The following is a 20,657-nucleotide window of genomic DNA, read 5'->3' as shown; positions in this document are numbered from 1 at the left end:
CGGATACCATGTCGCAGAGCCTCGCAGCTTTCCTCTATCTCGTGTCCGGCGTGCTGTTCATCATGGCGCTCCGCGGTCTTTCCCACCCGACGACCAGCCGCAAGGGCAATGTCTACGGCATGGTCGGCATGGGTATCGCCATCGTCACCACCCTGCTGCTCGCCACGCCCACCTTCGGCGGCTTTATCCTGATCGTGCTGGCGCTCAGCCTCGGCGGCGGGGCGGGGGCTTATATCGCCCGCACCATTCCAATGACGGCGATGCCGCAGCTCGTCGCCGGCTTCCATTCGCTGGTCGGCTTTGCCGCGGTGATGGTGGCGGCAGCGGCACTTTACGCACCGGATTCCTTCGGCATCGGCGCGATCGGTCATATCCACGGCCAGGCGCTGATCGAACTGGCGCTCGGCGCGGCGATCGGCGCGATCACCTTTACCGGTTCGGTCATCGCCTTCCTGAAGCTCGACGGGCGGATGTCCGGCAAGCCGATCATGCTGCCCTACCGGCACTTCATCAATATCGGCCTGCTGGTGCTGGTCGTCGTCTTCGTCTTCGGGCTGGTGCAGACCGAAAGCCATTTCGACTTCTGGCTCGTCGTGGTGCTGGCCTTGGCACTCGGCGTGCTCCTGATCGTGCCGATCGGCGGCGCCGACATGCCGGTTGTCGTGTCGATGCTGAACTCCTATTCCGGCTGGGCGGCCGCCGGCATCGGGTTCACGCTCGGCAATCTGGCGCTGATCATCACCGGCGCGCTGGTCGGTTCCTCGGGCGCAATCCTCTCCTACATCATGTGCAAGGGGATGAACCGGTCCTTCATCTCGGTCATCCTCGGCGGCTTCGGCGGCGAGACAGCATCTGCTGCCGGCGACGACGGCGTGCAGCGGACGGTGAAACAGGGCTCGGCCGACGACGCGGCCTTCCTGATGCAGAACGCCGAGAAGGTGATCATTGTGCCGGGTTACGGCATGGCCGTCGCCCAGGCCCAGCATGCGCTGCGGGAACTTGCCGATACGCTGAAAAGCCACGGGGTCGAGGTCAAGTACGCGATCCATCCGGTCGCCGGTCGGATGCCTGGCCATATGAACGTGCTGCTCGCCGAAGCCAATGTCCCCTATGACGAGGTCTTCGAACTGGAAGACATCAATGCGGAGTTCGCCCAGGCCGATGTCGCCTACGTCATCGGTGCCAACGACGTCACCAACCCGGCGGCCCGCGACGACAAGACCTCGCCAATCTACGGCATGCCGATCCTCGACGTCGACAAGGCGAAGACCTGCCTGTTCGTCAAGCGCTCGCTCGGTTCTGGCTATGCCGGCATCGACAACACGCTGTTCTACAAGGACGGCACGATGATGCTGCTCGGCGACGCCAAGAAGATGACCGAGGACATCGTCAAGGCGATGAAGCACTGAGGCCAGTTGAATGGTGAACATGAAGCCCGGCATCGCCGGGCTTTTTTGTTGAGGTAACAGGTGCTAGATATACAGTCGTCATAATGTTTATCCGGAGGGCCTATGCAGGTTTCCAAATGGGGTAACAGTCTAGCCGTGCGGCTGCCTGCCGCCGTCGTCGAAGCGCTCGAACTCAAGGAAGGCGACGAGATCCAGATCCGCGCCGTCGATGCGCGCGAATTCGAGGTGACCCGCAAGCCGAGTGCCGGTGAGCTTCTGCAGCGTTTGCGGAAGTTCCGCGGCCGTCTTCCTGAAGACTTCGTCTTCGACCGAGACGAGGCGAATGCCCGGTAATTTCTACGACACTAATATCCTGCTCTATATTGCTTCCGGAAAGGGGGCAAAGGCGGATGCGGCCGAGACGGTGCTTGCGCTTGGCGGAACGGTCAGTGTTCAGGTTCTGAACGAGTTCGTCCATGTCGCTCGGCGCAAAATGGGCTTCTCCTGGGACGAGGTCCATTCCTTCCTGACGGTCATCCGGGCACTGTTGGCGGTGGTGCCGGTGACTTTTGCGGTGCATGAAAAAGGCTTGGAATTGGCGGAGCGCTACAATTTCTCGACATATGACGCGATGATCGTCGCCGCCGCGCTACTGAACGGCTGCGATACCCTTTTTTCCGAAGACCTCCAGGACGGTATGCGGATCGAAAGCCTTTCGATCGTCAATCCCTTGCGAAAATCCCCATGACCATCCCCACCTGGCACCCTTACGATTTCGACCCCACCTATGGCATGGGGCTGAAGCAGCTTCAGGCCGTCGTGCCGCCGCAGGCGCCGGAGGGTTTCGATACGTTCTGGAGGGATCGGTATCGGCGGGCGATGACCGTCGATCCGGAGCCGGGCCTGCGCAAGAGCGGGCTTGACCATCCGAAATGGCATGTCTTCGACATCGCCTATATGTCGACCGGCCGGTTTCCGATCGGCGGCTGGCTTCTTTTGCCGCGGCAGGGAGAGATCAGGCGCGGGCTCGTCGTCGGCCATGGATATGGTGGGCGCGACGCGCCGGATCTCGATATTCCTGTCGAGGAGACCGCCGTCCTGTTTCCCTGCTTCCGCGGCATGTCGCGCAGCACCCGGCCGCCGATCTCGCCGGACTCCCACTGGCATGTGCTGCACGATATCGACAAGCCGGACCGCTACGTCATCGGAGGCTGTGTCGACGACCTTTGGGTCGCGGTGAGCATGCTGATCGCCCTTTACCCCTGGCTTTCCGGCCATATCGGCTATAGCGGCATCAGTTTCGGCGGCGGCATCGGCGGGCTTGCCATCCCCTTCGACAACCGGATCGATCGAGGACATCTGTCGCTGCCGACCTTCGGGCATCAGGAGCTGCGGCTGAAGCTGAAAAGCATCGGCAGTGCTGCCTCCGTCCAGGCTTATCAGGCGAAATACGGCAATGCGTTGAAGACGCTGCGCCTGCATGATTCGGCGGTGGCGGCGAGCCGCATCACGGTGCCGATGCTGACGAGCGTCGCGCTGTTCGATCCGGCGGTTGCGCCGCCCTGCCAGTTCGCCGTCGCCAACGCAGTTCCGAAATCAAAATTTAATGAAATCTTCATCCTGGACGCCGGACATTTCGACTATCCTGCCAGCGTGTTGCAAGAGGCGGCCCTTCGCGAGAGGGTCGGACAGTTCTTCAAGGTGTCATGAACCGCGAATATCTGCGCTGGTACAGCCAGCGGCTCCATCGAGACATGGAACTCCTGGTGTTCGGTCATGCCGGCGCCAAGGTGCTGATGTTCCCGACCCGCGAGGGGCGTTTCTGGGAATATGAAGAGCTTGGCATCGTCGGAAGCCTCGCCGACAAGGTCCGCGCCGGCCAGCTGCAGCTCTATTGCGTCGACGGGCTGGCGGCCGAGACGTTTTACGACGCGCACCAGCATCCCTCAGTGCGGATCAGCAGGCATGCGGCATTCGAGGATTATATCCTCAACGAGGTCCTGCCGCTGATGGCTACCCGAAACGGACATGACTGTACGATCGTGCAGGGCTGCAGCCTTGGCGCCTTCCAGGCGGCCAGCATCGCCTTTCGCCATCCGCATCTGTTCCGCAAGCTCGTCGCATTTTCGGGACGGTACGACCTGACGCTGAAGGTCGAAGCGTTCGGCGACCTGCTGGACGGCTATTACGACGATACCGTCTATTTCCACACCCCGTCGCATTTCCTGCCCGGCATCAGCAGCGGGTGGCAGCTCGAGAGGCTACGGCAGGTGGAGATCGTGCTGACGATCGGCGATGCCGATCCTTTCCTCGACAACAACCAGCATCTCAGCCAGGTTCTGTCAGAAAAGGGTGTCGGGCATCGCATGCATGTCTGGGACGGTCGCGCGCACCGGGCCGGTGCCTGGCGCAAGATGGCGGCGCTTTATATCTGAGGCAGGACGGAAATCAGCTCGGCCGACAGGCGGGGATATCAGGTGCTGGCGCGGGTGCGGGTCGCGCCGTCCTGGGCCGGCTTGTAGTTCGGGTCGAGACGCATGGCGTGCGAATAGGACTTGTAGGCGCGCGCCTTGTCGCCGCGGCGCTCATAGACCAGTGCCTGGTTCGCCCAGGATTCGGCGAGCTTGTCGTTGAGCTCGATCGCGCGGTTGAAGTCGGCAAACGCGTTGTCGTCGTCGTTCAAGGCGACATAGGAAATGCCGCGGCCGTTATAGGGCTCCGGCGAATTCGCCGACAGGGAGATGGCTTTGGAGAAATCGTCGATCGCCTGGGCGTGCTGGCCGCGCCCCTGGTAGATCAGGCCGCGATTGTGCCAGGCGCGGCCATCGGTGGTTTCCAGCTGGATCGCCTTGTTGAAGTCGTTGAAGGCTTCGTTGGTACGGCCGGCCTGGCGATAGATATTGCCGCGGCCGATATAGGCGACGTCGTAGTTCGGGTTGATCTGCAGCGAGCGGTTGTAATCATTGGCCGCTTCGACGGGCTTGCCCATGTTGCGATAGACCAGGGCCCGGTTGGCATAGGCCTGATAGAACTGCGGATTGAGCTGGATGGCGCGGTTGAAGTCCTCCAGCGCCTTCGAAAACTCGCCGGCGCGTCCATAGGCCGTACCACGGACATTGTAGGCTTCCGGATCCTGCGGGCTGGAACTGATGACGGAAGAGAGCGAGGCGATGTTCTCTTGGGACCCCTGGGCGCGATCGACGGTGATCATGTCGGTCGAGGTCGTGGTCGAGCAGCCGGCGAGCGCCAGAAGGGCGATCAGCGCGGCAGGCAGTGCTGTTTTGCGACGGACGGGAGAAGCGTGGTTCAAGAGGCCGGAAATTTCGGTTCCACGAGAGAGAACGGGATTTTTGGCGGCCATCAGGCGCATTTCCTCATGTCGGGGCAAAGGCATTGGAAGTCTCGGACCAAATCAAAAGAGCGGCGGCGCCCATGTCGCCACCGCCCTGAAAGCACATGAAAACGTCCAAAAAACGGCCGATCAACGAGCCGGGCGTGCTGGAACCGTACGAGCCGGAGCTGCAATCAGGCCTTCGCGCTGCATGCGCTTGCGGGCCAGCTTGCGAACGCGACGAACAGCCTCTGCCTTTTCACGGGCGCGCTTCTGCGACGGCTTCTCGTAATAATCGCGCATCTTCATTTCACGGAAAATGCCTTCGCGCTGCATCTTCTTCTTGAGAGCGCGGAGCGCCTGGTCGACGTTGTTGTCGCGGACTAGTACCTGCACGTGAATCCCGTTCCTTTGGTTTGTTGCTCGCCTGGATCGGTACGATTCGAGGCGAAAGAATAACGTCCGCTCGGCCTGGAGCCGTGCGATTGATGACGGCAGATAGCAGAAGAGATGTGCGAAGTCCAGACGCATTAAGGTTGATTGCGCCAATTCTGCGGCCTTTTGCGGGGCGGCACGAATGGGAAGAGCCTGTCGCGACCGATGATCCGAATGCGGCCCCGGCCGGAAGCGATCGATCCGATGGTTATCGGGGCCGGTTTGGCAAGATCTCGGCCGGGCGCCGCAGCGTCCGGCAGTCGGTCCGATGTCGTCCAATCGGCGGACGATCTTGCCCGTGTCGATGGGGAAGGCGAATGCGTCGCAATAGAGCCATTGCGACGCATATTGATTTGCGATGGGTATGGCACTACCCAAATGCCTGCCCTGCGATGAGGGCTGACGATCCGAGGAGTTCGAGGCGAGATGCGCAGATATTCGGTTTTCGCCGTGGCCCGCGAGGCGATGCGTGCCCACAAGGGCTGGGAAGCACAGTGGGCCTCGCCGGAGCCGCGCAGCGCATACGACGTGATCATCGTCGGCGCCGGCGGGCATGGCCTGGGTGCTGCCTATTACCTGGCCAAGGAACACGGCATCACCAATGTCGCGGTGATCGAAAAGGGCTGGCTCGGCGGCGGCAATACCGGCCGCAACACGACGATCATCCGCTCCAACTATCTCTATGAAGAGAGCATGGACATCTACGAGCATTCGCTGAAGCTCTGGGAGGGGCTGAGCCAGGATCTCAACTACAATGTCATGTATTCGCCGCGCGGCGTGATGATGCTGTCGCACAACACCCATGACATGCAGAGCTTCAAGCGGCATATCAACGCCAACCGGCTCTACGGCATCGACAACGAATGGCTGACGCCGGAGCAGGCCAAGGCCTTCGTGCCGCCGCTCGATATTTCCAAGACAGCGCGTTACCCGATCAACGGCGCCGCCCTGCAGCGGCGCGGCGGCACGGCCCGCCACGATGCGGTCGCCTGGGGTTATGCGCGTGCAGCGTCCGACCGCGGCGTGCACATCATCCAGAATTGCGAAGTGACCGGCATCCGTCGCGGCCCGAACGGCGAGGTCCTGGGCGTCGAGACAAGCAAGGGCTTCATCGGGGCGAGGAAGATCGGCGTTTCGGCCGCCGGGCATTCGTCCGTCGTGATGGAGATGGCGGGTGTGCGCGTGCCGCTCCATTCAACTCCGCTGCAGGCGCTGGTCTCCGAGCCGCTGAAGCCGATCTTCCCCTGCGTCGTCATGTCGAACACGGTGCATGCCTACATCTCGCAGTCGGACAAGGGCGAACTCGTCATCGGCGCCGGCACCGACCAGTACAATTCCTATTCCCAGACCGGCGGGTTGCAGATCATCACCCACACGCTCGATGCCATCTGCGAACTCTTCCCGATGTTCCGGCGTGTGAAGATGATGCGCCAGTGGGGTGGCATTACCGACAATACGCCGGACCGTTCGCCGATCCAGGGCGTCACCCCGGTGCCGGGCCTGTTCGTCAATTGCGGCTGGGGAACCGGCGGCTTCAAGGCGACGCCGGGTTCGGCCAATCTCTTCGCGCATCTGATCGCCAAGGGCGAGCCACACCGGCTGGCAGCGGGGCTGAACCTCGACAGGTTCCGCACCGGCCGGCTGATCGACGAGGCGGCCGCCGCCGCGGTGGCGCATTGATGTCGGCGGTTTTGGACATGTTTGCGAGCGGTGGATGGGCTCCTTCTTCTCCCCAGCGGGGAGAAGGTGGCGGCAGCCGGATGAGGGGGGCTTCAAGGCAGGCTCGTCCTTCGCTTGTCGCTCGGACGCTCGCGCCTTTCGTCGCTCGCCCCCTCATCCGCCCTTCGGGCACCTTCTCCCCGCTGGGGAGAAGAAGGAGTGCGAGGCTGGGCTTTACACCGACCCTATGTGCCGGGAGACTTTCATGCTGCTGATCCATTGCCCCTATTGCGAGGAAGACCGCTCGGAATTGGAATTCCGCTGGGCCGGCGAGGCGCATATTGCGCGGCCGGAAAATATCTCGGCGATTTCCGACGAGGAATTTGCGGAATATTTCTTCCTGCGCAACAACGAAAAAGGCCTCACCTATGAACGCTGGCGGCATATCCACGGCTGCGGCCGGTTCTTCAACGCGGCGCGCGACACGGTGAGCGACAGGTTCCTGATGACCTACAAGGCGGGAATGCCGAAGCAGCCGCTTCCGGAAACCGGAGCCTCCGAAAAGACCGTCGAGACCTATGAAGCGACCGAAGGAGACGCACGATGAGCGCCTCCTCCAATTCCGGCAGTTTCCGCGTCAAGGGCGCGGGCCGGTTGACGCCCGCCCGCACGGCGCGCTTCACCTTCGACGGCAAGAGCTATACGGCTCTGGAAGGCGATACCGTCGCCTCGGCGCTCTTGGCGCATGGCGTGCATCTGCTTGGCCGCTCGTTCAAATACCACCGGCCGCGCGGCATCCTGTCTGCCGGTCCGGAAGAGCCGAACGCACTGATCGACGTGTCACGCGACGCGGCGCGGCGTCAGCCGAACGTCCGGGCGACCGTGCAGGAAGTCTTCGACGGCGCCAAGATTGCCTCGCAGAACCGCTGGCCGTCGCTGAAGTTCGATGTCGGAGCGGTCAACAATCTGTTCTCGCCGTTCTTTGCGGCCGGTTTCTACTACAAGACCTTCATGTGGCCGCGCGAGGCCTGGGTGAAGATCTACGAACCCTTCATCCGCCGTGCGGCCGGCCTCGGCGTTGCGCCGACCGAAGAAGATCCGGATCATTATGCCAACCGCTACGCCCATTGCGACGTGCTGGTTGCCGGTGCCGGCATTGCCGGCCTGACGGCGGCGCTTTCGGCGGCTGCGACGGGGCAAAGCGTTTTCCTGGTCGACGAACAGCCGGAAGTCGGCGGTGCCCTGCATTACGACACGGCGACCGTGATCGATGGGCAGAACGGTTACGACTGGGCGCAGGCGACGGCGGCAAAGCTGAAGGCCATGCCGAACGTGACGGTGCTGACCCGCACGACGGTGTTCGGTTATTACAATCATGGTTTCCTCGGCCTCGTGGAGCGGGTGACCGACCATGTCGCGAAGCCCGGCAAGGACAGCCCGCGCGAGCGGCTGTGGCAGGTGCGGGCGAAAAAGGTGGTGCTGGCGACCGGTTCGATCGAGCGGCACATGGTGTTTGCCAATAACGACCGGCCGGGCATCATGCTGGCGTCTGCGGCTCGCACCTTCCTCAACCATCACGGCGTTGCGGTCGGAAGACAGGTCGGCGTCTACACGGCGCATGATTCGGCTTACGAAACCGCTTTCGACCTGAAGCGGGCGGGCGTCTCGATCGCCGCGATCGTCGATTGCCGCGCCGATCCCGGCGAGGCGCTGCTGGCGGAAGCCCGCGCGCTCGGCATCTCCGTGCTGAGCGGCCATTCGGTGACCGATACCGGCGGCCGGCTGCGGATTTCCTCGATGACCGTGGCCCGCAACGGCGGCAGCGATGCCCGCAAGATTGCCGTCGACGCGCTGATCGTTTCGGCCGGCTGGACACCTTCGGTGCATCTGTTTTCGCAGTCGCGCGGAAAACTCCGGTTCGACGACGTCAACCAGCGCTTCCTGCCGAATATCTATGCGCAGGATTGCGTTTCCGTCGGCTCCTGCAACGGCACGGACGACTTGGCCGAACTGTTCGACGAGGCGATTGCGGCCGGCGGCGGTTCGGTGGCGCTTGCGGGCGAGAACCGGTTCGAATGGACCGGAGGCATGATCGGGGCTGCAGAAGGTGCGGGGCCGGATACGACGGTGAAGGCCTTCGTCGATTTCCAGCACGACGTGACCGCCAAGGACATCCGTCTTGCGGTGCGCGAGGGTATGCATTCGATCGAGCATATCAAGCGCTTCACCACCAACGGCATGGCTTCCGACCAGGGCAAGCTTTCCAACATGCACGGCCTCGCCATCGCCGCCGAAATGCTCGACCGGCCGATCCCCCAGGTGGGGCTGACGACATTCCGCGCGCCCTATACGCCGGTCACCTACGGCACGCTGGTCGGCCATTCGCGCGGAGAACTCTTCGATCCGGCGCGCAAGACGCCGATGCACGCGCTCGAAACGGCCGAGGGCGCCGAATTCGAGGATGTCGGCAACTGGAAACGCGCCTGGTATTACCCGAAGCGCGGCGAGGACATGCTGGCCGCCGTCAACCGCGAATGCCAGGCGGTGCGCGAAGTGGCGGGCGTGTTCAACGGTTCGACGCTCGGCAAGATCGAGGTGGTCGGACCCGATGCGGCGCAGTTCCTCGACCTCCTCTATACGAATGCCTGGGGCAGCCTGAAGCCGGGCAAGAGCCGCTACGGGATCATGACCCGCGAGGACGGTTTCGTTTATGACGACGGCGTCGTCGGCCGGCTTGCCGAGGATCGTTTCCATGTGACGACCACGACCGGCGGGGCGCCGCGCGTGCTGCATCATATGGAAGACTATCTGCAGACGGAGTTCCCGCATCTCAGGGTCTGGCTCACCTCGACCACCGAGCAATGGGCGGTCATCGCCGTGCAGGGGCCGAAGGCGCGCGAGATCATCCAGCCGTTCGTCGAGGGCGTCGATATTTCCAACGAGGCCTTTCCGCATATGAGCGTGGCGGAATGCAGCGTGATGGGCGTGCCGGCGCGGCTCTTCCGCGTCTCGTTCACCGGCGAACTCGGCTATGAAATCAACGTGCCGGCCGACTACGGTCCGGCGGTCTGGAAGGCGATCTGGGAGCGGGCGGAGCCGATGGGCGCCTGCCTCTACGGCACCGAAACCATGCACGTGCTGCGCGCCGAAAAAGGCTATATCATCGTCGGCCAGGATACGGACGGCACGGTGACGCCGCACGATGCGGGGCTCGGCTGGGCGGTGTCTTCCAAGAAGCCGGATTTCGTCGGCATTCGCGGGCTGAAGCGCCCGGACCTGGTGCGCGAAAACCGCAAGCAGCTTGTCGGACTGCTCACCAAGGACCCGGCGGTGGTGCTGGAGGAGGGCGGCCAGATCGTCGCCGATTCCAACCAGGCCAAGCCGATGACCATGCTCGGCCACGTGACCTCGGCCTACTGGTCGGAGAATTGCGGCCGCTCGATCGCGCTGGCACTGGTTGCCGGCGGAAGGGCGCGGATCGGCGAGACGCTCCATGTGCCGCTCAAAGACAGGACGATCGAGGTGGAAGTGACCGACATGGTGTTCTTCGACAAGGATGGAGGCCGCATCCATGGCTGATTCTGGGGCTGATCTGGCAAACCGCACTTTGCCTCTTTCCGGTTTCCACGGCGGTTCGTCGACCGTCCGCCTCGAAGCTGCGCCGCCCGCCGAGCGCATTTCGCTGCGCGCCAGGGCCGAGGATGTCGCAGCACTCTCCTCGGCGCTCGGCGTCGATCTGCCCGTCAGGCCGAAAACCTCGGCTTCCGCCAATGGCCGTTCGGCGCTCTGGCTCGGGCCGGACGAATGGCTGGTGATCGCGGACGGGAACGGCGGGCTGATGCAGGCCGCGAAGAATTCCGGCGCGCTGCATTCGGCGACGGATGTTTCCCACCGCAATACGGCGATCCTGGTGTCGGGGCCGGGGGCCGCGGCGGCGATCAATGCCGGCTGCCCGCAGGACCTTTCACCGAAGGTCTTTCCGGTCGGCGCCTGCTCGCGGACCGTTTTCGGCAAGGTGGAAATCGTGCTTCTGCGAACCGGCGACGACGCCTTCCGGATGGAGGTCTGGCGGTCGTTCTCGAACTACGCTTTCGGCCTACTGGCGGAAGGTGCACAGGACGCGGCCGTCTAAGACAATCGCCTGGCTTGACTTCATCTTACAGAACCTCACTCTCCTCATGAGAACGGGGAGGATGTCATGGGACAATTCACACTGATGGCAATTGCCGTCGTTGCGGCGGTGATCGGCGGGGCGATTGCCGCAAAGCTTGCCGGAATCGAGATCTGGAAGGGTGCGCTGATCGGCGCCTGCGCGTCGGTCGCCGGAGCGATCGCCTTCTTCGTGCCGGGAATCGACCGGAGCCTCTCGATCCCGATCGCCGGATTGATCGGGGCCGGCATTTCCGGCGCGGCCGTCGGCCTGACGCCGACCCGCACCGCCCACCTCGCGATCGGCGCGGCGCTGCTGCCGCTCATCGGTTTCGTACTGATGGAAATGGGGGCTTAGAGGGCTGCGGGGTCACAGCGACAGATCGAGGGCGGCTTCCCGCTCGATATAGGCGCGCTGCTGGTCGGTGATGTAGTCGCGAATGATCGGCGCTGCATCGCGCGAGCGCGAGAGCTGCATGTGGAAGACCAGCTGACTGCCGGTGCGGAACATCATCTCGGCGCTGATCAGGTAGAATTCCCACATGCGGGCGAATCGCTCGTCGTAAAGGGCGATGACGGCATCGCGGTTTTTCTCGAACCGCTCGCTCCAGTGGGCGAGCGTGGTGGCGTAATGCACGCGCAGGAATTCGAGATCGGTCACCCACAGGCTGTTGCGCTCGACCACCTCGAAGACCTCCGACAGGGCCGGCGAATAGGCGCCCGGGAAAATGTATTTGCGCAGCCACGGGCTTGCCATGCCGGGCGGACTCATATGGCCGATCGAGTGCAGCACCGCCAGGCCATCGTCCGGCATCAGGCTGTTCAGCTTGGCGAAGAACTCGTCGTAATGATACACGCCGACGTGCTCGAACATGCCGACCGAAACGATGCGGTCGAATTTTTCCGTGACATCGCGATAGTCCTTGAGTTCGAAACGCACACGGTTGTCGAGCCCGGCCGCCTGCGCCCGTGAGGAGGCGAGCGCCTGCTGTTCCTTCGACAGGGTGACGCCGAGGACTTCGACATCTTCGAGCCTCGCGAGGTAGAGTGCGAGGTCGCCCCAGCCGCAGCCGATATCGAGCACTTTCGTGCCAGGCTTGAGGCCGAGCTTGGCAGCCAGCAGCCGCAGCTTGTTACGCTGCGCCTGTTCCAGCGTCTCGGTCTGCTCGCGGAAATAGGCGCAGGAATAGAGCATGTTGGCGTCGAGGAAGAGTTTGTAGAAGTCGTTGCCGAGATCGTAATGGTGCGCGACGTTCTGCTGCGCCTGGCCCTTGCGGTTGGATTGCTGCCGCTTGCGGAAGCGCATCTTGATGCTGCGCAGAACCTTCTGGAGTGGATAGGAGCCGAGCGACAGCCGGTTGACCGAAAACAGCGTCAGGAAATCGCGCAGCGTCGAGCCGTCCTCGAACCGCATCGTGCCGTCCATATAGGCTTCGCCCGCCGCCAGTTCAGGGTTGAAGACCAAGGTCCGGTAGAGCCGTTTGTCGGTGAGGCGCATGGTGACCGCCGGGCCGGGCGTTCCGGCAAATACGTGGTGGGTTCCCTCCTCATCGATGACCGTCAGGCGGCCACGGCGGATGAAGGATTTCATCATGTGCGACAGCGGAAACATCAGAATCTCCCCGGGGATCAAGCCTGGGACACGCTAACATCTAGTTTTGAGATTCGCGATCAACACTTCGCGTGCAGGGCCCTACCGTTCCCAGCCTTTCCACTTGATCCAGCGGCCGTGGGGATCGATGCGGGCGAGCTCCCGGGTCTCGCCGGTCGGCCAGATCTGCAGGCTGAGTGCTGCGCTGTTCGGATCCTCGTCCATTTCCATCTGCAACCGGGCGAGCGGTGCGTCTTCGGTGGCGCGGCTGCCGGCCTCGGTGATGATCGCCTCGCCTGCCGAGCGGGCTTCCGGCGGCAGGTATTGCCAGGCGATCGAATGGTAGACGACGTGGATCGTGCCAGGCACCAGGTCGTTCAGGCGCTTTTCCTTGAGCCAGGCGAGCGCATCGCCTTTTTCGACGAGCACCGGATGTTCTCTGGCGATCTGCAGCGCCGCGCGGGTACGTTCCACCCGGTCCGCCTGGTCGGCCCATATGTAGGACAGGAGCCGCAGGCTGTCTTCCGGCGAGTTGGGGTCGAGAGGGTTGAGGTCGCAGCCGGCGCGGTCCGTAACTGTGATCTCGACATCAGGCGGGGGCGGACCCTGCCAATCGGGCTTCAGCCGAACCAGCGAGCACGGATCGCCCCAGAGGAAACCGCCGAGATCGTAATGGTAGCGGTCCCAATTGAGATTGAGGCCCATGCTGGCGCCGAATTCCGACAGGATCAACGGCCTGCGGAACAGATCGGCAATGGCGAGGAAACCCGAGAGCAGACCGCTCGACCGACGCACCTCGTTGGTTTGCGGGGCGAAATTCAGCCGTTCGAGAATGAAGGCTTCATGGGTTTCGAAGGCGCTGGCGATCGCGGTCCAAAGCGCATCGTCGCTCACGTTATTCGGCGGATAGGCAGCCTTCAGGCGATCGTCCTTGCCGTCGATGATCAGCGCATGCAGGGCGCCGGCGAGGCGGGTGGGCACCAGGTCACCCCTTGTGCCGGGATCGCCTTCCCAGCTCAAAATCCGCCTGCCCACTTCGGTCGAACGGTCGAGATGTTCGAGCATCAACTTGCCGAGGCGCGCGGTAAAAGGCGATCCGAGAATCTGGCCGGCGACGATCTGTTCACGGAATGCCTGCCTGATTTCCTCTTCGGACGCCATGGCGGTTACACTCCTTCGGGCCGGTCCTTCGGGTCGAACTGGATGATGGTGATCCAGATGGCCGTGAGCGCCGGTTTCTTCTCGTTCTCGATCTCGATCGAGATGTCGTAGGTGGTCATCAGCATGCCGGCGCCGCGGAAGCGGATTTCGGCCAACGTGAAATGGCCGCGGATGCGGCTGCCGCTTTTGACCGGCGACATGAAGCGGATGCGGTCAAAACCGTAGTTGATGCCCATCGTCTGTTCGCGGATCCTCGGCACGCAGTCGAAGTTCATGGCAGACAGCAGCGACAGCGTCAGGAAACCGTGGGCGATGGTGCCGCCGAAGGGGCTTTCCGCCAGCGCCCGTTCCGGATCGACATGGATGAACTGGTGGTCGTGGGTGGCCTTGGCGAAGAGGTCGATCATCGGCTGATCCACCGTGAGCCAATCCGATACGCCGACTTCCGTGCCAACCAGACCCTCGACCTCGGTTAGCGAAATTTCACGCATGCGACCTCACTGATTTCTTCCAGAAAGCTGACGCAATTCCGGACGGAATGCCGCTTGATACTTTCCCGGAACTGCTCTGATGGCTGGCGGACTTTACAGGGTTTGCCCTGGTTGGCGAGTGATTTTTGCGGCGCATCATTCCTCGATGCAGAAACGGACCGAACGGGCGGGAAGCACCTGATTCCACAGCTCGCGGGAGGCGAAATGTTTCCATCCCCAGCCGGGAAGCGCGAAGCTTGCCTGCTCGTGGCCGCGGTTGAAGAGGATGGCGATGCGGGTGTCTTTGTCGGTCTGCCGGTCGAGCGTCTTCAGCACCATGCCGAGCACCGGGTTGCCGGGATTTTCCCAGTCGCCGACCTCCATGGGCTTGCCCGAGGCGGACAGCCATTCGACATCGCCGTCGCCGGCGAAGAAGGAGGTTTGCGAAAAGACCGCGAAGCGTTTTCGAAGCGCGGCGAGCATGGCGGTATGTTCGACGAGCACCCTGTCGATCTTGCTCCAGTCGAACCAGGTGATCGCATTGTCCTGGCAATAGGCGTTGTTGTTGCCGCGCTGACTGCGTCCGGCTTCGTCGCCCATCGTCAGCATGACGGTGCCGCGGCTGGCAAACAGGGTGGAGATGAGTGCCGCGGCATCGCGGCGGCGGTTCTCGTTGATCGCCGCATCATCGGTCTCGCCTTCGACGCCGTTGTTCCAGGAAAAGTTCTCGCCATGGCCGTCGCGGTTCTGTTCGCCGTTCGCCTCGTTGTGCTTATGTTCGTTGGAGACGAGGTCCATCAGGGTGAAGCCGTCATGGGCGGCGAGGAAGTTGACGGTGCGGCTGCGGCCGGACTTTTCGAAGATATCCGATGATCCCGAAAGCCTTGTTGCAAGAGCACCGGTCGTCCACTGGTCGCCGCGCCAGTAGCGACGCATGTCGTCGCGGGCGCGGTCGTTCCATTCGAGGAAGGGTTCCGGGAAATTGCCGAGCTGGTAACCGCCACGGCCGATATCCCAGGGCTCGGCGATCAGGATGCGGTCCTTCAGCGCCTCGTCGGAGATCATCGCTTTCAGCGTCTCGCCCTTGGCGTCGAAACCGCTTTCCGTGCGGCCGATGATCGGGGCGAGGTCGAAGCGGAAACCGTCTATCCCGGCATGCACGACGAAATGGCGAAGCGTGTCGATGATCAGCCGGCGGACATAGGGGTGGTCGCAGGCGACCGTGTTGCCGGTGCCGGTATCGTTGACCAGATGGCCGGGCTCGCCGTGGACATGGCGGTAATAGGAGCGGTTGTCGAGGCCGCGCATGGAGAGCGTCGCGCCAAACCGGTCGCTTTCGCCGGTATGGTTGAAGACGAGGTCGAGGATGGTGCCGATGCCCGCCTGGTGCAGCGTTGCGACCGTCTCGCGCAGTTCCCTGATGCCGCCGGGGCAGAGGCGCGGATCGAGCGCCATGAAGGCGACCGGATTGTAGCCCCAGCCGTTGGTAAGGCCGAGCGGCGGCAGGTGGCGTTCGTCGATCCAGGCGGTGATCGGCATCAGCTCGATCGCATCGACGCCGATCTTCTTCAGGTGGGCGACGATCGAGGGATGGGCAAGTGCGGCGACCGTGCCGCGCTGTTTTTCCGGGATCGCCGGGTGAAGCATGGTGAAGGGTTTGACCGCTACCTCGTAGACGAAGCCGCCGGGCGGCAGGATCGGCCGGCCGATCTTGGCGAGCGGATCGCGGGTGACGATCGCCCTCGGAACCAGATCGGCGGTGTCGACGCCGAACATCGAGAGCCGGGCATCGTGCCGGAAGGGACGATCGAGTTCGCGGGCATAGGGATCGACCAGCAGTTTCGACGAATCGAACCAGGAGCCGTTGTCAGGATCGTAGGCACCCCAGGCGCGGTAGCCGTAACGGGTGCCTGCACCGAGTGCCGGAACCGAGATGCGATGAATGTCGTCGCGGCCGCGCACCAGCCGGTGGCGTGCGGTTTCCTTCTTTCCCTCGGCGTCGAAGAGGCAGAGCTCGATCCGCTCGGCATGGTGCGACCAGACGGCGAAATCTGCGCCGTCTGCCGTTAAAGTCACGCCGCCCTGGATCGCCGTTTTTGCCATAGGCTCAGGTAATCACAGTGGGCTTGTCGCGGCCTGTCCTCTTGCGGAGATCGGAAATCAGGTCGGCCACAGTGATGAGGTCGGCGAGCGCCTCCTGAGTATCGATCGCGTGGCGGGATGCGTCCGGCTCGTAGCGCTCGACATAGACGCGGATCGTGGCGCCCGACGTGCCGGTGCCGGAGAGGCGGAAGACGACGCGGGAGCCGCCTTCGAAGAGGATGCGGATGCCCTGGTTCTTGGAGATGGAACCGTCGATCGGGTCGTGATAGGCGAAGTCGTCGGCGGTTGCGACCTTCAGCGCACCGAACGACTGGCCGGGGAGGGTCGCCAGCTTGTCGCGGAGCGCGGTGATCAGCAGGTTGGCGGCGTCCGAATCGACTTCTTCGTAGTCGTGGCGCGAATAGTAGTTGCGGCCGTATTCGGCCCAGTGCTTCCTGACGATCTCTTCGACGCTTTCGTTGCGGGCGGCCATGATGTTCAGCCAGAAGAGCACCGCCCAGAGGCCGTCCTTTTCGCGCACATGGTCGGAGCCGGTGCCGAAGCTTTCTTCGCCGCAGACGGTTGCCTTGCCGGCGTCGAGCAGGTTGCCGAAGAACTTCCAACCGGTCGGGGTCTCGTACATGCCGAGCCCGAGCTTTTCGGCAACGCGGTCGGCGGCAGCGCTGGTCGGCATGGAGCGGGCGATGCCGGCGATGCCGCGGGCGTAACCCGGAGCGACGGTGGCGTTGGCGGCGATGATCGCCAGGCTGTCGGACGGGGTAACGAACATGCCCTTGCCGACGACCATGTTGCGGTCGCCGTCGCCGTCGGAAGCCGCGCCGAAATGCGGGCCGTCGGGGCTCATCACGTCGTCATAGAGTTCCTTGGCGTGGACGAGGTTGGGGTCCGGATGGTGACCGCCGAAATCCGGCAGGGGAACCGCGTTGCGCACCGAACCCTCCGGAGCGCCGAGCCGGTTTTCGAGGATATATCGCGCATAGGGGCCGGTGACGGCGCCCATCGAATCGATGACGACATTGACGCCGCTGGCGATCAGCGCCCGGATCGACGGGAAGTCGAAGAGCTGTTCCATCAGCTCGGCATAGTCGGCGACCGGGTCGATCACCTCGACCGCCATGCCGGCGACGTCGAAGGAGCCGATCGCATCGAGGTCGAGATCGGCGACATCGGCGATCTTGTAGGTGTCGATGACCTTGGAGCGGGCGAAGATCGCGTCGGTGATCTTTTCCGGGGCAGGGCCGCCATTGCCGATATTGTACTTGATGCCGAAATCCTCGGTCGGACCGCCGGGATTATGGCTGGCCGAGAGGATGATGCCGCCGAAGGCCTTGTATTTGCGGATGATGTTGGAGGCGGCGGGCGTCGAGAGGATGCCGCCCTGGCCGACCATGACCTTGCCGAAGCCGCTGGCTGCGGCCATCTTGATCGCCTTCTGGATGACCTCGCGGTTGTAATAGCGGCCGTCGCCGCCGATCACCAGCGTCTGGCCCTCGAAGCCTTCGAGGCTGTCGAAGATCGACTGGATGAAGTTCTCCGCATAGTTCACTTGCGCGAAAACGGGGACCTTCTTGCGCAGGCCGGACGTGCCCGGCTTCTGATCCTGATAGGGGGCGGTGGTGACGGTCTTGATCATGGTCAGGAACCTTTTTTGGCAATAAGGCTGGCATAGAGGCCGGCATAAAGTCCGGCGCTCCTTTCCCAGGATACATCGGATTTCATGCCCTGCTTCTGCATCCCCGTCCAGACCTTCGGCTGGTGGTAGAGGCGAACGGTGCGGCGAAGTGCCCGACGCAGGTTGTCGGTAGTGACTGGGCTGAAGGACACGCCGGTGGCTGCCTTGGCGGCGATCGCGGCGTGGCTGGCATCGATGACGGTGTCGTTCAAACCGCCGGTTCGGGCGACGACCGGAATGCAGCCGTATCTGAGGCCGTAGAGCTGGGTGAGGCCGCAGGGCTCGAAGCGGGACGGGATGACGATCGCATCGCAGCCCGCCTGCATCAGATGAGAGAGCGGCTCGTCATAGATCGAGAGGACGCTAACCTTGCCGGGATGGCGCTTGGCCGCGGCATGGAAGGCGTTTTCGAGCGCCCGGTCGCCGGAGCCGAGCACGGCGAGCCGACCGCCCATCGCGACGAGGTCGTCGAGCGTTTCGGCCAGCAGGTCCATGCCCTTCTGCCAGGTGAGACGCGAGATGACGCAGAACAGCGGCCCGGCCTCCTGGTCGAGGCCAAAACGCTCGGTGACGGCCCGTTTGTTCTCGGCCCGGGTCTTCAGCGTCGTGGCGTCGTAGTGGGTTTTCACGGCGGGGTCGGTCGCCGGGTCCCAGATCTCGGCGTCGATGCCGTTGACGATGCCATGCAGGTCGCCCTGGCGGATCGTCAGCAGGCCTTCCAGCCCCATGCCGAATTCGGGGGTAAGGATTTCCTCGGCATAGGAGGGGCTGACGGTCGAGATCGCCCAGCTCGTCTGCAGGCCTGCCTTCAGGTAACCGACGCCGCCGAAATATTCGACGCCCTCGATGCCGAAGGCATGCGCCGGGAGCTCGAGATAGGGGAAGATGTCGGCGCCGTACTGGCCCTGGAAGGCGATATTGTGGATGGTGATGAGCGTCGGCACTTCCGGCTTATCGGAATAGCGCATGTAGGCCGGCACCATCGCCGCCTGCCAGTCGTGCACGTGGACGATGTCAGGCCGCCAGCCCTCAATGCCGTCCGCCATGGCCCCTTGCGCGATCATCGCGCCGGCCTTGGAGAGGGCCGCGAAGCGACGCCAGTTGTCGAAATGGTCCTTGCCGGTGGCATCGACATAAGGGCCGCCGGGGCGGTCGAAGAAGGTCGGGGAGTCGAGGATCAATAGATCGAGCCCCTGGTGCTCGACTTCGAGCACGTCGGCTCTGGCGCCGAGCAGGTTTTCGAAGCTGACAACGATCTTCGCGTCCTTGACGGCCCGCATCACCGCCGGATAACCGGGCATCAGCGTCTTGACCGAGACGCCATGGCCCTTCAGCGCCAGCGGCAGCGCCCCGGCCACATCGGCAAGTCCACCGGTCTTGACCAGCGGATAGACTTCGGACGCAACCGAAAGCACTTCCATAACGCGTTACAGGTCCAGTTTGTCGATCATCGTCTGGGTGATCAGGCAGATGCCGTTTTCGGTGCGCCGGAAACGTTTCGCATCGACTTCGGGATCCTCGCCAACCACCAGGCCTTCCGGAATGGTTACACCGTGATCGATGACGACATTGCGAAGCTGCGCGCGTCTTCCGATCCGGACATTCGGCAGCACGACCGCGCCCTCCAGGCGGGAATAGGAATTGGCGCGCACCCCCGTGAAGAGCAGGCTTCGATTGAGCGACGAACCGGAGATGATGCAGTCGCCCGACACGACGGACGAGGTTGCCGAGCCGCGGCGGTTTTCGTCGTCATGGACGAATTTCGCCGGCGGGGTGATTTCCGCATAGGTCCAGATCGGCCAGGACTTGTCGTAGATATCAAGCCCCGGAACGATTTCCGTCAGGTCGATATTGGCCTGCCAATAGGCGTCGACCGTGCCGGCGTCGCGCCAGTAGGGTTCGCGCTCGAAATCGGACCGGACGCAGCTATCGGCGAAACGGTGGGCGACGGCTTTGCCGTGCTCGACGATATAGGGGATGATGTCCTTGCCGAAATCGCGGCTGGAGCCGGGCGTCTCGGCGTCGCGCTTCAGCACGTCCATCAGGAACTTCGTGTGGAAAACGTAGATGCCCATAGAGGCGAGCGCAAAACCGGGATTGCCGGGAATGCCGGGCGGATCGGCGGGCTTCTCGACGAAGGCGATGATCTCGTCCTTCTCGTTGACATGCATGACGCCGAAGCCGGTGGCTTCCATGCGCGGCACTTCCAGGCAGCCGACGGTGACCTGCGCGCCGGAATCCACATGCTGCTGGAGCATGTATTCGTAGTCCATCTTGTAGACGTGGTCGCCCGCGAGGATGACCATGTATTCAGGCGCGTAGGCCTCGATGATGTCGATGTTCTGGAAGACGGCGTCGGCAGTGCCCTCATACCATTGCGTCTCGGAGACGCGCTGGGAGGCGGGCAGGATGTCGAAGCTCTCGTTGCGCTCGGGGCGGAAGAAGTTCCAGCCGCGCTGCATGTGGCGGATCAGCGAATGGGCCTTGTACTGCGTCGCCACGCCGATGCGGCGGATGCCGGAATTCAGGGCGTTTGAGAGCGCGAAATCGATGATGCGCGCCTTGCCGCCGAAATAGACCGCCGGCTTGGCGCGGCGGTCGGTGAGTTCCTTCAATCGGCTGCCGCGGCCGCCGGCAAGCACATAGGCCATGGCATCGCGCGACAGAGGCTGAATTCTTTTCTCGTTCATCGTTCCCT

The 20,657-nt window shown here is 63.2% G+C and carries 19 protein-coding genes; 10 read left to right on the top strand and 9 right to left on the bottom strand.

Going from position 1 to position 20,657, the window contains the following annotated elements; all coding sequences use genetic code 11:
- Positions 1 to 8: 8 nt before the first annotated feature.
- From C5J22_RS09900 to C5J22_RS09880, 5 genes are all read left to right on the top strand, one after another.
- The gene (locus C5J22_RS09900) at positions 9 to 1,409 is read left to right on the top strand and encodes an NAD(P)(+) transhydrogenase (Re/Si-specific) subunit beta (RefSeq protein WP_105421773.1); all 1,401 of its coding nucleotides are present in this window, start codon (positions 9 to 11) and stop codon (positions 1,407 to 1,409) included.
- Between the two features lie 102 nt (positions 1,410 to 1,511).
- A complete protein-coding gene (locus C5J22_RS09895) occupies positions 1,512 to 1,742 on the top strand; it encodes an AbrB/MazE/SpoVT family DNA-binding domain-containing protein (protein WP_046634624.1) in 231 nt (76 codons plus the stop codon).
- Positions 1,732 to 2,136 (top strand): PIN domain-containing protein, encoded by a 405-nt coding sequence (locus C5J22_RS09890; protein ID WP_105438066.1) that lies wholly within the window; start codon positions 1,732 to 1,734, stop codon positions 2,134 to 2,136. The genes C5J22_RS09895 and C5J22_RS09890 overlap by 11 nt, the downstream gene beginning before the upstream one ends.
- On the top strand, positions 2,133 to 3,098 hold the full coding sequence (locus C5J22_RS09885; protein WP_105438065.1) for an acetylxylan esterase: 966 nt from the start codon (positions 2,133 to 2,135) through the stop codon (positions 3,096 to 3,098). Before C5J22_RS09890 ends, C5J22_RS09885 begins: the two co-directional genes overlap by 4 nt.
- Positions 3,095 to 3,823 carry an esterase family protein gene (locus C5J22_RS09880; protein ID WP_105438064.1) on the top strand — a complete coding sequence of 243 codons (729 nt, stop codon included), beginning with the start codon at positions 3,095 to 3,097 and terminating at the stop codon, positions 3,821 to 3,823. The genes C5J22_RS09885 and C5J22_RS09880 overlap by 4 nt, the downstream gene beginning before the upstream one ends.
- Before the next feature lie 38 nt (positions 3,824 to 3,861).
- On the opposite strand, the gene C5J22_RS09875 is transcribed toward C5J22_RS09880, so the two are convergent.
- Positions 3,862 to 4,749: a tetratricopeptide repeat protein gene (locus tag C5J22_RS09875; protein ID WP_245440333.1), complete on the bottom strand. Its 888-nt coding sequence runs from the start codon at positions 4,747 to 4,749 to the stop codon at positions 3,862 to 3,864.
- A gap of 120 nt (positions 4,750 to 4,869) precedes the next feature.
- Positions 4,870 to 5,115: a 30S ribosomal protein S21 gene (gene rpsU / locus C5J22_RS09870; RefSeq protein ID WP_037077280.1), complete on the bottom strand. Its 246-nt coding sequence runs from the start codon at positions 5,113 to 5,115 to the stop codon at positions 4,870 to 4,872.
- 465 nt (positions 5,116 to 5,580) lie between these two features.
- On the opposite strand from rpsU, the gene C5J22_RS09865 reads away from it, so the two are divergent.
- The 5 genes from C5J22_RS09865 (at position 5,581) to C5J22_RS09845 (ending at position 11,320) form a co-directional block, all read left to right on the top strand.
- The gene (locus tag C5J22_RS09865) at positions 5,581 to 6,834 is read left to right on the top strand and encodes a sarcosine oxidase subunit beta family protein (protein ID WP_046634633.1); all 1,254 of its coding nucleotides are present in this window, start codon (positions 5,581 to 5,583) and stop codon (positions 6,832 to 6,834) included.
- Between the two features lie 244 nt (positions 6,835 to 7,078).
- Positions 7,079 to 7,420 (top strand): sarcosine oxidase subunit delta, encoded by a 342-nt coding sequence (locus C5J22_RS09860; protein WP_105400878.1) that lies wholly within the window; start codon positions 7,079 to 7,081, stop codon positions 7,418 to 7,420.
- Positions 7,417 to 10,392 (top strand): sarcosine oxidase subunit alpha, encoded by a 2,976-nt coding sequence (locus tag C5J22_RS09855; RefSeq protein ID WP_105438062.1) that lies wholly within the window; start codon positions 7,417 to 7,419, stop codon positions 10,390 to 10,392. Before C5J22_RS09860 ends, C5J22_RS09855 begins: the two co-directional genes overlap by 4 nt.
- Positions 10,385 to 10,945 (top strand): sarcosine oxidase subunit gamma, encoded by a 561-nt coding sequence (locus C5J22_RS09850; protein WP_105438142.1) that lies wholly within the window; start codon positions 10,385 to 10,387, stop codon positions 10,943 to 10,945. Before C5J22_RS09855 ends, C5J22_RS09850 begins: the two co-directional genes overlap by 8 nt.
- Before the next feature lie 66 nt (positions 10,946 to 11,011).
- Entirely contained in the window at positions 11,012 to 11,320 is a 309-nt protein-coding gene (locus C5J22_RS09845) for a hypothetical protein (RefSeq protein ID WP_105438061.1), read from the top strand.
- 12 nt (positions 11,321 to 11,332) lie between these two features.
- Here the strand turns inward: C5J22_RS09845 and C5J22_RS09840 are convergent, their stop codons facing one another.
- The 7 genes from C5J22_RS09840 to glgC form a co-directional block, all read right to left on the bottom strand.
- Positions 11,333 to 12,574, bottom strand: a complete 1,242-nt coding sequence (locus tag C5J22_RS09840; RefSeq protein ID WP_105438060.1) for a cyclopropane-fatty-acyl-phospholipid synthase family protein — start codon at positions 12,572 to 12,574, stop codon at positions 11,333 to 11,335.
- Positions 12,575 to 12,655: 81 nt separating this feature from the next.
- Entirely contained in the window at positions 12,656 to 13,714 is a 1,059-nt protein-coding gene (locus C5J22_RS09835; RefSeq protein ID WP_105438059.1) for a DUF2332 domain-containing protein, read from the bottom strand.
- A gap of 5 nt (positions 13,715 to 13,719) precedes the next feature.
- Positions 13,720 to 14,205, bottom strand: coding sequence for a MaoC family dehydratase (locus tag C5J22_RS09830; RefSeq protein WP_105438058.1), 486 nt, complete (start codon positions 14,203 to 14,205; stop codon positions 13,720 to 13,722).
- A gap of 135 nt (positions 14,206 to 14,340) precedes the next feature.
- Positions 14,341 to 16,287 (bottom strand): glycogen debranching protein GlgX, encoded by a 1,947-nt coding sequence (glgX, locus tag C5J22_RS09825; protein WP_105438057.1) that lies wholly within the window; start codon positions 16,285 to 16,287, stop codon positions 14,341 to 14,343.
- A gap of 4 nt (positions 16,288 to 16,291) precedes the next feature.
- Positions 16,292 to 17,920, bottom strand: a complete 1,629-nt coding sequence (locus tag C5J22_RS09820) for an alpha-D-glucose phosphate-specific phosphoglucomutase (protein ID WP_105438056.1) — start codon at positions 17,918 to 17,920, stop codon at positions 16,292 to 16,294.
- 2 nt (positions 17,921 to 17,922) lie between these two features.
- Complete coding sequence (gene glgA / locus C5J22_RS09815; protein WP_105438055.1) at positions 17,923 to 19,380, bottom strand: glycogen synthase GlgA; 1,458 nt, start codon at positions 19,378 to 19,380, stop codon at positions 17,923 to 17,925.
- A 6-nt stretch (positions 19,381 to 19,386) separates the two neighbouring features.
- Positions 19,387 to 20,649, bottom strand: coding sequence for a glucose-1-phosphate adenylyltransferase (gene glgC, locus C5J22_RS09810; protein WP_105400148.1), 1,263 nt, complete (start codon positions 20,647 to 20,649; stop codon positions 19,387 to 19,389).
- Between the last annotated feature and the right edge of the window lie 8 nt (positions 20,650 to 20,657).

Origin of the sequence: Neorhizobium sp. T25_13 (assembly GCF_002968675.1) — a bacterium.
Lineage (GTDB): Bacteria > Pseudomonadota > Alphaproteobacteria > Rhizobiales > Rhizobiaceae > Neorhizobium > Neorhizobium tomejilense.
This window is presented reverse-complemented; position numbering and strand designations above follow the sequence as displayed.

Coding starts and splice junctions, on each gene's coding strand:
- C5J22_RS09860 (WP_105400878.1), top strand. CDS start 7,079: ATGCTGCTGATCCATTGCCCCTATTGCGAGGAAGACCGCTCGGAATTG.
- C5J22_RS09880 (WP_105438064.1), top strand. CDS start 3,095: ATGAACCGCGAATATCTGCGCTGGTACAGCCAGCGGCTCCATCGAGAC.
- C5J22_RS09865 (WP_046634633.1), top strand. CDS start 5,581: ATGCGCAGATATTCGGTTTTCGCCGTGGCCCGCGAGGCGATGCGTGCC.
- C5J22_RS09895 (WP_046634624.1), top strand. CDS start 1,512: ATGCAGGTTTCCAAATGGGGTAACAGTCTAGCCGTGCGGCTGCCTGCC.
- C5J22_RS09840 (WP_105438060.1), bottom strand. CDS start 12,574: ATGTTTCCGCTGTCGCACATGATGAAATCCTTCATCCGCCGTGGCCGC.
- C5J22_RS09850 (WP_105438142.1), top strand. CDS start 10,385: ATGGCTGATTCTGGGGCTGATCTGGCAAACCGCACTTTGCCTCTTTCC.
- C5J22_RS09835 (WP_105438059.1), bottom strand. CDS start 13,714: ATGGCGTCCGAAGAGGAAATCAGGCAGGCATTCCGTGAACAGATCGTC.
- C5J22_RS09900 (WP_105421773.1), top strand. CDS start 9: ATGTCGCAGAGCCTCGCAGCTTTCCTCTATCTCGTGTCCGGCGTGCTG.
- C5J22_RS09820 (WP_105438056.1), bottom strand. CDS start 17,920: ATGATCAAGACCGTCACCACCGCCCCCTATCAGGATCAGAAGCCGGGC.
- C5J22_RS09885 (WP_105438065.1), top strand. CDS start 2,133: ATGACCATCCCCACCTGGCACCCTTACGATTTCGACCCCACCTATGGC.
- glgA (WP_105438055.1), bottom strand. CDS start 19,380: ATGGAAGTGCTTTCGGTTGCGTCCGAAGTCTATCCGCTGGTCAAGACC.
- C5J22_RS09890 (WP_105438066.1), top strand. CDS start 1,732: ATGCCCGGTAATTTCTACGACACTAATATCCTGCTCTATATTGCTTCC.
- glgC (WP_105400148.1), bottom strand. CDS start 20,649: ATGAACGAGAAAAGAATTCAGCCTCTGTCGCGCGATGCCATGGCCTAT.
- C5J22_RS09875 (WP_245440333.1), bottom strand. CDS start 4,749: ATGGCCGCCAAAAATCCCGTTCTCTCTCGTGGAACCGAAATTTCCGGC.
- C5J22_RS09845 (WP_105438061.1), top strand. CDS start 11,012: ATGGGACAATTCACACTGATGGCAATTGCCGTCGTTGCGGCGGTGATC.
- C5J22_RS09830 (WP_105438058.1), bottom strand. CDS start 14,205: ATGCGTGAAATTTCGCTAACCGAGGTCGAGGGTCTGGTTGGCACGGAA.
- glgX (WP_105438057.1), bottom strand. CDS start 16,287: ATGGCAAAAACGGCGATCCAGGGCGGCGTGACTTTAACGGCAGACGGC.
- C5J22_RS09855 (WP_105438062.1), top strand. CDS start 7,417: ATGAGCGCCTCCTCCAATTCCGGCAGTTTCCGCGTCAAGGGCGCGGGC.